The sequence below is a fragment of the Pedobacter sp. 01N416 genome, assembly GCF_056399685.1.
Genome location: NZ_JBFTRT010000144.1, coordinates 1 through 9,618, shown reverse-complemented (window position 1 = coordinate 9,618; position 9,618 = coordinate 1). Strand labels below are relative to the sequence as shown.

Below are 9,618 nucleotides of genomic sequence, written 5' to 3'. Positions count from 1 at the left end.
AATCAGTGCTAATCCGGCAGTAGGTTATACATCTGATTTGTTGGTGGCTTTGGGTGGTACTGTACTCCTAGCCGAGTTCCCTGAACTTTGCGGCGCAGAACAACAGTTAATCGACCGCACAAAAGACGAAACCGCAGCGCGTAAATTCATTCAATTGATGACTGCTTACAATCAATCTGCAGAAAATGTAGGCTCTGGATTTTTCATGAATCCATCGCCYGGAAATATAAAAGATGGTTTGATTACCGATGCGATTAAGAGTACTGGTGCAGCCAAAAAAGGCGGAACATCGCCAGTGGAAGATGTATTAGATTATACTGAGCCTGCTACAAAACCAGGATTAAACTTAGTTTGTACTCCCGGAAATGATGTTGAGGCTACTACAGGAAAAGCAGCGTCTGGAGCAACATTAATCTTGTTTACAACAGGCTTGGGTACGCCAACAGGAAATCCTGTTTGCCCTACCATCAAGGTTTCAACCAATAATGCATTAACCAAACGCATGGGCGATATTATCGATATCAACTGTGGGCCAGTAATCGAAGGCGAAAAAACCATCGAACAAATGGGAGAAGATATCCTGGAGTATTGCATTAAAGCAGCTAGTGGCGAAGTAATTCCTAAAGCGGTATTGCTTAATCAGGATGATTTTATTCCATGGAAACGGGGAGTGAGCCTTTAGTGAGTCTGGAGTGGTAAGTCCGAAGTCGTGAGTCTTGGAGCCTTATTCCGTGGTCTGTGTCCTCACAGACCACCAAGGGAATAAAACATAAATTGAGTTCCGATCTGTGAGGACACAGACCGGGGATAAATAGAAAATGAATAGATAAGCGTTTTGATCATCTCAAATCTCTTATCTCAAATTACATAGCATGAAACCTTTTTTAGACGAAAATTTTCTTTTGCAAAGCAAAACTGCTGAAAAGCTTTATCACAATTTTGCAAAATCATTGCCGATTATCGACTACCATAATCACCTTATTCCAGAKCAGATTGCAAATAACACTCAATTTGCCAACATCAGTCAGGTTTGGCTTGCTGGCGATCATTACAAATGGAGAGCGATGCGTGCCAATGGTGTTGATGAAAAATACATTACAGGTGTAGGATCTGACTATGAAAAATTTGAAAAATGGGCAGAAACTGTTCCCTATACTTTACGTAATCCTTTATACCACTGGACACATCTGGAACTTCAACGCTATTTTGGTATAACTGATTTACTTTCTGGTAAAACGGCACAGAAAATTTTCGACGAATGTTCTGCAAAATTGCAGACACCTGAATATTCTGTACGTGGTTTGCTAGCCAAAATGAATGTAGAAGCCGTTTGTACTACCGATGATCCTTTGGATAGTTTAAACTATCACCAACAATTGGCAAGAGAAGGCGCAAACCTTAAAATGTTGCCTGCCTTCCGCCCGGATAAAGCGATGAACAGTGACRATATTGAAGGTTTGAATGAATATATTGACAAATTGGAAAGTGTTGTAGATAAAACAATCAGTAGCTTTCAGGATTATATTGATGCTTTAAAAAGCCGTCACGATTACTTTGCGGCAAATGGCTGTTCAGTTTCTGACCATGGTTTAGAGCAGATTTATGCTGAAGATTATACAGAAGCAGAAATTGCATCAATTTTCGACAAAATCCGCAGTAAACAACATATTTCTTACGAGGAGAACCTGAAATTTAAATCGGCCATGCTGATTTATTTTGCAGAATGGGATCACGAAAAAGGTTGGGTGCAACAGTATCATCTGGGTGCATTGCGTAACAACAATGCCCGGATGTTAAGGCAGTTAGGACCTGATACCGGTTGGGATTCTATCGGCGATTTTAGTCAGGCCCGAATGCTTTCTAAATTCTTAAACCGTTTGGATAATCAGGATAAACTGGCAAAGACCATTATCTATAACCTTAATCCGGCTGATAATGAATTAATTGCAACGATGATCGGAAACTTTAACGATGGTTCGGTTGCGGGTAAAGTGCAATTTGGTTCGGCATGGTGGTTTTTAGATCAGAAAGATGGCATGATCAAACAATTAAACGCATTATCAAACATGGGGCTGCTAAGCCGTTTGGTGGGTATGCTTACCGATTCGCGAAGTTTCCTTTCTTTTCCTCGTCACGAATATTTCAGAAGGATCGTTTGTAACCTCTTTGGAGAAGATATTGAGAACGGCGAATTACCTAACGACTTGGAGTGGGTTGGCAAAATTGTTCAGGATATTTCGTACTTTAACGCAAAAAATTACTTTAAATTTTAACCAAAATAGGGCTTTAAAGAGGTATTTCGTTGGAATCAAATCATTTCAATCGTTTTCCTTCCATTTTCATACCGTTGCAGAAAACAGCATGAAATACGCCGATTAGATACAAAAATGAGCACCCAAATATTCGCTTCATCAAAAAAAGGAGAAAAAGTTTTAAGCTTTGGTGAAATACTTTTGCGCATCTGTCCCGATATGGACGGCCAGTGGTTAAAAGAAAATAAACTACCATTTTATGTGGGCGGTGCAGAGCTCAATGTAGCAACAGCGCTGGCACTTTGGAATGTTCCTTCAACTTACTTATCGGCTGTGCCTGATAATTCGGTAACCAGAGAGATTGTAGATTATCTGGATGCACGGAACATTGATACCACACCAATGGTTTATCATGGCGAACGTTTGGGGTTATACTATCTTCCGAAAGGGAAAGACCTTAAAAATGCAGGCGTAATTTACGATAGGGCAAATTCGGCCTATGCCGATTTAAAAGTTGGCCAAATTAACTGGGATGAAGTTTTTGAAGGTGTGAGCTGGTTTCATTTCAGCGCCATTTGCCCGGCAATAAATCAATCTATTGCTGATGTTTGCTTAGAAGCTTTAAAAGTGGCAAGTGCGAAAAATATTACCATTTCGCTCGATTTAAACTATCGCGCCAAGCTTTGGAAATACGGTAAAGATCCGATTGATGTGTTGCCCGAACTGGCTCAGTATTGCACGCTGATTATGGGCAATGTGTGGGCCGCCAATAAAATGTTGGGCACTGCACTTCACGAAGATTTAACACCAACTGAGGGTTATGCAAAGGAAACGTTACTGCAACAGGCAACAGATACTTCTAAAGAAATATTAAGTTTGTTTCCGTCTTGCAAGGCGGTTGCAAATACCTTTAGGTTCGATCATGGCAAGGGCATCAGGTATTATACTGCCATTTATACTGCTGATGAATTAACAGTTTCTGAAGAATATGTTTCAGAAGAAATTTTAGATAAGGTAGGTAGTGGCGATTGTTTTATGGCCGGTCTGATTTATGGCTTTTACAACCAACTATCGGCCAAAGAAACCTTAAATTTTGCCACCGCAGCAGCATACGATAAATTATACATTCCAAGCGATGCTACAACCAGTACTGTAGCCGATATAGAAAAAAGAATAATACGCAATGATTAGCAACAAGCACAAAATTTTAGATGCCATTTTAGAGCAGGGCATGTTACCCCTTTTTTACCAGGATAGCGAATCGGGTAGCGTAGAAATATTACGCACTTTGTATAAAGCCGGCGTTCGTGTTTTTGAATATACCAACCGAGGTAAATCGGCCCTGCCGAACTTTAAAAAGTTGAAAGAAATCCGTGATGCTGAAATGCCCGATCTTTATTTGGGAATTGGAACGATTAAAACTCCTGCCGATGCAAATGCATTTATCGAAGCTGGAACAGATTTTATTGTAGCACCGATCGTAAATCCGGCAGTTGCCGAAATTGCAAACAAAATTGGTATGCTATGGATCCCTGGCTGTATGACCCCGACTGAAATCAGTGTCGCTCAAGAGCACAAAGCCATGCTGATCAAAATTTTCCCTGCCAATATTTTAGGCCCCGAATTTATTTCATCAATTAAAGATCTTTTCGCCGGACAGCTGTTTATGCCAACTGGTGGCGTAGAAATTAATGCCGACAACCTAAAAACTTGGTTTAAGTCAGGCGTTTGTGCCGTAGGTATGGGCAGCAAATTAATCAGTAAAGATGTGATGAGCAAAGGTCTTTACGAGGAGTTATTCGACAATACAAAACTAGCGCTTGACTTAATTCAGCAGAGCAAATAAATCTAACACACACTAACCAAATGAACCAAACGAAAATAGGCAAATACAGATGGACCATATGCGCACTTCTGTTTTTCGCTACTACAGTAAATTATTTAGATAGACAAGTTTTAAGTTTGCTATCTAGCAAACTCGAAGCGGAGTTTAACTGGACAAATTCAGATTACGCAAACATAACAGCAGCTTTTCAATTCGTTTATGCTATATCAATGCTTTTTGCTGGACGAATAATAGATAAGTTGGGAACCAAATGGGGATATGCAATTGCAATAATTGTTTGGTCACTGGGCGCCATCCTGCATGCCAAAGCTATTCCTGTAGGAGAGGCCGTTTCATCAATTTTTGCGTTAGTTGGAATCACAAGTATATCGGTATCTGTACTGGGCTTCATTGTTTCTAGAGCTGTTTTAGGTTTTGGAGAATCTGGAAATTTTCCGGCAGCAATTAAAGCAACAGCAGAATATTTTCCTAAAAAGGAACGTTCCTTTGCAACAGGAATCTTTAATTCAGGAGCAAACGTTGGTGCAATTCTAGCTCCTGCTACTGTGCCATACATTGCTGAAGCGTGGGGTTGGGAAACTGCATTTTTAATTATAGGAGCAGCAGGCTTTTTCTGGCTAATATTTTGGTTTATTTTTTATGATAAACCTGAAGAACAAAAGCGTTTATCTAAAGCTGAATTGGAGTATATTCTATTAGACACAGATCAAAAAGTTATTGTTCCATCAGAATCTGAAACTGAAGCAAAAAAGGTTTCATGGTTTAAATTATTAGGATATAAACAAACTTGGGCTTTCACGTTTGGAAAGTTTATGACAGATGGTGTTTGGTGGTTCTTTTTGTTTTGGCTTCCTTCATATTTAAAGGCCCAGTATGGAATGGAAGGAACATCAATATCGTTCCCACTTTTTGTACTTTACAGTATGACAATGATTGGTAGTATTGGTGGCGGGTGGTTTCCTGCGTATTTCCTTAAAAAAGGATACAATGTTTATGAAGGCAGAATGAGAGCAATGTTCGTAATTGCATTATTTCCTTTAGTGGTCTTACTTGCTCAACCTTTGGGGCACTATACTTTTTGGATTCCTGTATTGTTAATTGGAATCGGAGCTTCTGCACACCAAGCTTGGTCTGCAAACATTTTTACAACAGTATCAGATATGTTTCCCAAAAAAGCAATTGGATCAATTATTGGAATTGGTGGTATGGCAGGAGGAATCGGAGGCGTAATAGTTTCTAAAGTTGGCGGTGCCCTGTTCGATCATTACAAGGGATTAGGACATATCCAAACTGGTTACACCATTATGTTTGCATTTTGTGCCATTGCTTATATTATTGCTTGGGTAGTAATGAAGACATTGGTGCCAAAAATGAAAACAATAGAACTGTAAATATTTAGAGCCAATTACTTTGGCTCTTTTTACAACAATAAATCTATACTTAAACTATAGACTTAACATTAATTTAACCCTAACAACAACCCAAATTGAGTACATCGCTAAACCTCGAAAGTATTTTCGTTGAAGAGAGCCAGATTCCAGATGAATTTAGGCTCAAGGAAGAAATCAATCAAAAAGAGTTTCTTTCAAATGGAGAGATGAAACCATGGAATGGACCATTTAATGAAGTGTTTTCTCCGGTATGCGTAAAAACCCCCGAAGGCTTAAAACGAAAGCATATTGGTAGTTTCCCTGTTTGTACAGAAAAAGAGTCGACAGAAGCTTTAGATGCAGCTGTAGCCGCTTATGATAACGGCCGCGGACAATGGCCGACTATGAGCGTTGCTGATCGGATTAGCTGCGTAGAAAACTTCACTCATAAAATGATTGAGCAAAAAGAAATTGTTGCGAAATTGATTATGTGGGAGATCGGTAAATCTTATGCCGATTCGGTTAAAGAATTCGACCGTACGGTTGAGTATATCTATGCCACTATCGATGCACTAAAGGATATCGACAGGCAATCGTCACGTTTTGAAATTGAGCAGGGAATAGTTGCTCAGGTACGCCGTTCTCCGCTGGGTGTGGTACTTTGTATGGGGCCATTTAATTATCCTCTAAACGAAACTTTTACGACGCTTATTCCAGCTTTGATTATGGGCAATACGCTTTTATTCAAACCACCTAAGCATGGTACCTTATTGCACTATCCTTTATTAGAGGCTTTCCGTTCCAGCTTCCCTAAAGGTGTTGTAAATACCATTTATGGCCGTGGCAATACCATTGTGCCAGGACTAATGAAATCAGGAAAAATTAATGTGCTTACCTTAATCGGATCGAGTAAAGTAGCCAACGAACTGAAAAAACTGCATCCTAAAGTAAACCGTTTAAGGGCAATTTTAGGTTTGGATGCTAAAAATGCAGCAATCATTACTAAAGATGCCAATCTTGATTTGGCGGTTTCTGAAACGGTTCTAGGTTCGCTTTCTTTTAACGGACAGCGTTGTACTGCGATTAAAATCGTTTATGTTCACCGCAGTTTAGCACAGGAGTTTCTAAAACGTTTATCTGCAGAAGTAGAGAAACTGAAATTTGGTATGCCATGGGAGAAAGGCGTAAACCTTACTCCGCTGCCTGAGCTGAACAAACCTGAATACTTAAAAGAATGTATTGATGATGCAGTTTCGCACGGCGCTAAAGTGATCAATAAAAATGGTGGACAAACCTTAGAAACTTTTGTTTATCCAGCCATTATGTATCCGGTAAACAGCAATATGAAACTATACCGCGAAGAGCAGTTTGGGCCGATTGTTCCTGTTGTTCCGTTTGATGATCTGGAAGAACCTATCGAATATTTAATTGGCTCTCCACACGGCCAGCAGGTGAGTATTTTTAGTAATAACGCGGCGGTAATTTCTTCATTAATTGATCCTTTGGTTAACCAGGTAAGTCGTGTGAACATTAACTGCCAGTGTCAACGTGGTCCAGATGCTTTCCCTTTTACCGGTCGTAAAGACAGTGCTGAAGGAACACTTTCTGTAGTGGATGCATTGCGTTCGTTCTCGATCCGTTCGTTGGTAGCAACCAAATTTACAGATGATAATAAAAAATTATTGAACGAAATTGTTAAAGGCGATGATTCGAACTTTTTAAGTACGAAATATATTTTTTAATAAGGATAATCGTCATTGCGAAGAGGAACGACGAAGCAATCTTAACACGAAGAATTAATTGTCGATTCTAGAAGATTGCTTCGTCGGCTGAAAAAGCCTTCTCGCAATGACTTTTTTTTTTAAATAGTTTTCTGTTTTTTCGGCGGTCGTCATGCTGAATTTATTTCAGCATCCAATATGCATGTAAAGATCATGAAATAAATTCAAGATGACGTGGTGATAATTATTTATAGTCCTCGTTTGTAACGAGGATTTGCGAGATCCGCATTTGTAATGCGGTACTGTTTATCGGCGATACAATCGCCTTTCTCATGCATCCTCGTTACAAACGAGGACGATAATAGCGCTATTTTACTTCAAACTCTTCACCAAGCTCAACTTTAGCTCTTTAATCCCTTTCACCACTAAACCGGCAATTTGTTTAGCACCTTCTGGACTTAAATGTGTATTATCTTTCTTGCCATTTGGGTAGTTCACATTTCCCGAATCAACATAATTGAATAATTTAATGGATGGCTCTTCACCTAAGCGGTTTAATAAACTTTCGGTTTTAACCAGCATATCAATTAAAGGAACACCTAAAGAATCGGCAACCTGGCGGGTAATGCGAGGGTAATCTCCATGAGAATCGAGCAAAACCCCATTCTTGAAACTTCTGCGGGAGATTGGCGTTAATAAAACCGGGAAAGCTTTTTTACTTCTGGTTTCTTTTACATAATTAACCAGATTGATCTTGAAATCTGCTAAGGATACACCGACAGCTGGTTTATCGACTTTCTCATCGTTATGCCCGAATTCGATAAAAACATAATCGCCTGGGTTTAACTCGGCCAATATTGGGTCCCAGCGTTTCTCTGCCCTGAAAGATTTTGTACTCCTTCCGTTCAAAGCCCGGTTATCAACGGTAACATCAGCCTTAAAATAAGATTGTAATGCCATGCCCCAGCCTGTTTCTGGATACGCTTTTTCTTCTTTATTTGCTGCGGTAGAGTCGCCAATGATATAGAGTTTTGTTTTCTTTGGGATGAATGTAAAAGAAAATAAAACGGCTATTGTTCCTGCCGCCAAAATTTTAAAGAAATTCTTGTTCATGTTTTTATCAGTTATTTTATTTAGCTGGATTCCATTGATCCGTTCCACCTAATATATTTTTTAAAGTATAGTTTTTTGCCTCTTTATCTGTTAATTGTTTTGTCCAGGTCAACCTCGTTTTAGGTGACGCGCCATCGCCCTTACTTTTATATTCTGCATAAAAAACGGTCAATTCCTTATTAGGGAACATCAGATCACCTTTCCATGGATTCCAACCTTCGGGCAAAATATGTTTCCCCAGATCGCAGCTGATGAATACCGTTTTTGCATAAGGCCTCCATGGTCTGCCGAGATAAGCTTTCGTTACAGTTTCATCTGCAATGAGCGTACAATTTATAAAAACAAACCCAAACTTTTGCATCGCTGAAGTTGAAGCTGCGGTAATATAAGAATCACTTAAATTTTTGATTGTACAATTTTGAAAGACTACTGTAGCCTTGCCGAAAATAAAATCGGTTGTACCTTCAATATAACAATCCTGATAGTATTGCCGGCTATTTTCGATCGCGGCATACAGCGTATCCTGATTGCCCAAAAATCTGCAGTTTTTTGCTTTAAAACGATCGCCTTCTACATGTAAGGCTACCGCCTGTCCAACTCTTCCAGATGAATTGATAATGGTTAAATTTTCTAGCTGGGTATCACTTCCCTGAACAAGTACTGTGAATGAGGTATAAGTGCTGAATTTAGCATTGCCAAAAACATCCTTACCTGACGCATTGGATTTTCCTGAATAATCATCAAAGGTGATGATGGTATTTTCAGTATCCTCTCCAATTATAGAGATTTTGATCTTCCAAGAAGGAATAATCAGCTTCTCTTTATAGGTTCCGTTTTTAACATGAATTTTAACTGCTTTCTCGCCTAAATCCCTCACCGAATTTACAGCCTCCTGAATGGTTTTGTAATTTCCACTGCCATCCTGCGCAACAGTTATTTCTGAAGGATATTTGGGATCCTGGGCATGGACGTAAATAAAGGATATATTGAAGAGGAGTAGCGTGATCAGCTTGAAGTAGGATATTCTTGTCATTTGGTCAGTTAAGATCTGAATTTAATTTTAATTAATAACTCCTGGATTGTCATTACCCAAGAGTCGTCATCTCGAGTGGAGTGCAACGTAGCCGAGAGATCTATCGAGGCAGATCTCTCCACTACGCGTTGCTCCGGTCGTATTCTAGGTTTACCACAATTGCAAATTTATTTTAAGAAAAACTCTTTTTTTGGGAGTTTTTCTTAGCTTTTATGACGCTCTCCTATAATTCTCGACATACATTTCTCCTCTCTTAACAAGTGAGAACATCCTTAAAATCAGT

At 39.3% G+C, this 9,618-nt stretch carries 7 protein-coding genes and 1 pseudogene; 6 read left to right on the top strand and 2 right to left on the bottom strand.

The features are described 5' to 3' along the window. From AC1DND_RS10065 to AC1DND_RS10040, 6 genes and pseudogenes are all read left to right on the top strand, one after another. Positions 1 to 682: pseudogene (locus tag AC1DND_RS10065) on the top strand (altronate dehydratase); the annotation flags it as partial. Positions 683 to 872: 190 nt separating this feature from the next. Beyond that, a complete protein-coding gene (uxaC, locus tag AC1DND_RS10060) occupies positions 873 to 2,273 on the top strand; it encodes a glucuronate isomerase (RefSeq protein ID WP_477581285.1) in 1,401 nt (466 codons plus the stop codon). Between the two features lie 114 nt (positions 2,274 to 2,387). Beyond that, positions 2,388 to 3,443, top strand: coding sequence for a PfkB family carbohydrate kinase (locus AC1DND_RS10055; protein WP_477581283.1), 1,056 nt, complete (start codon positions 2,388 to 2,390; stop codon positions 3,441 to 3,443). Next, positions 3,436 to 4,098 (top strand): bifunctional 4-hydroxy-2-oxoglutarate aldolase/2-dehydro-3-deoxy-phosphogluconate aldolase, encoded by a 663-nt coding sequence (locus AC1DND_RS10050; RefSeq protein WP_193419254.1) that lies wholly within the window; start codon positions 3,436 to 3,438, stop codon positions 4,096 to 4,098. Before AC1DND_RS10055 ends, AC1DND_RS10050 begins: the two co-directional genes overlap by 8 nt. 20 nt (positions 4,099 to 4,118) lie before the next feature. Continuing rightward, on the top strand, positions 4,119 to 5,489 hold the full coding sequence (locus AC1DND_RS10045) for an MFS transporter (RefSeq protein ID WP_477581281.1): 1,371 nt from the start codon (positions 4,119 to 4,121) through the stop codon (positions 5,487 to 5,489). Positions 5,490 to 5,584: 95 nt separating this feature from the next. After that, a complete protein-coding gene (locus tag AC1DND_RS10040) occupies positions 5,585 to 7,210 on the top strand; it encodes an NADP-dependent glyceraldehyde-3-phosphate dehydrogenase (protein WP_477581279.1) in 1,626 nt (541 codons plus the stop codon). A gap of 351 nt (positions 7,211 to 7,561) precedes the next feature. Here the strand turns inward: AC1DND_RS10040 and AC1DND_RS10035 are convergent, their stop codons facing one another. Continuing rightward, complete coding sequence (locus tag AC1DND_RS10035) at positions 7,562 to 8,302, bottom strand: rhamnogalacturonan acetylesterase (RefSeq protein WP_230143282.1); 741 nt, start codon at positions 8,300 to 8,302, stop codon at positions 7,562 to 7,564. A gap of 16 nt (positions 8,303 to 8,318) precedes the next feature. Then, positions 8,319 to 9,335: a pectinesterase family protein gene (locus tag AC1DND_RS10030; protein WP_477581277.1), complete on the bottom strand. Its 1,017-nt coding sequence runs from the start codon at positions 9,333 to 9,335 to the stop codon at positions 8,319 to 8,321. Positions 9,336 to 9,618: the final 283 nt, after the last annotated feature.

Excerpts from the sequence above, each read along its gene's own strand:
- AC1DND_RS10055 (WP_477581283.1), top strand. The coding sequence starts at position 2,388 with ATGAGCACCCAAATATTCGCTTCATCAAAAAAAGGAGAAAAAGTTTTA.
- AC1DND_RS10050 (WP_193419254.1), top strand. The coding sequence starts at position 3,436 with ATGATTAGCAACAAGCACAAAATTTTAGATGCCATTTTAGAGCAGGGC.
- AC1DND_RS10045 (WP_477581281.1), top strand. The coding sequence starts at position 4,119 with ATGAACCAAACGAAAATAGGCAAATACAGATGGACCATATGCGCACTT.
- AC1DND_RS10035 (WP_230143282.1), bottom strand. The coding sequence starts at position 8,302 with ATGAACAAGAATTTCTTTAAAATTTTGGCGGCAGGAACAATAGCCGTT.
- AC1DND_RS10030 (WP_477581277.1), bottom strand. The coding sequence starts at position 9,335 with ATGACAAGAATATCCTACTTCAAGCTGATCACGCTACTCCTCTTCAAT.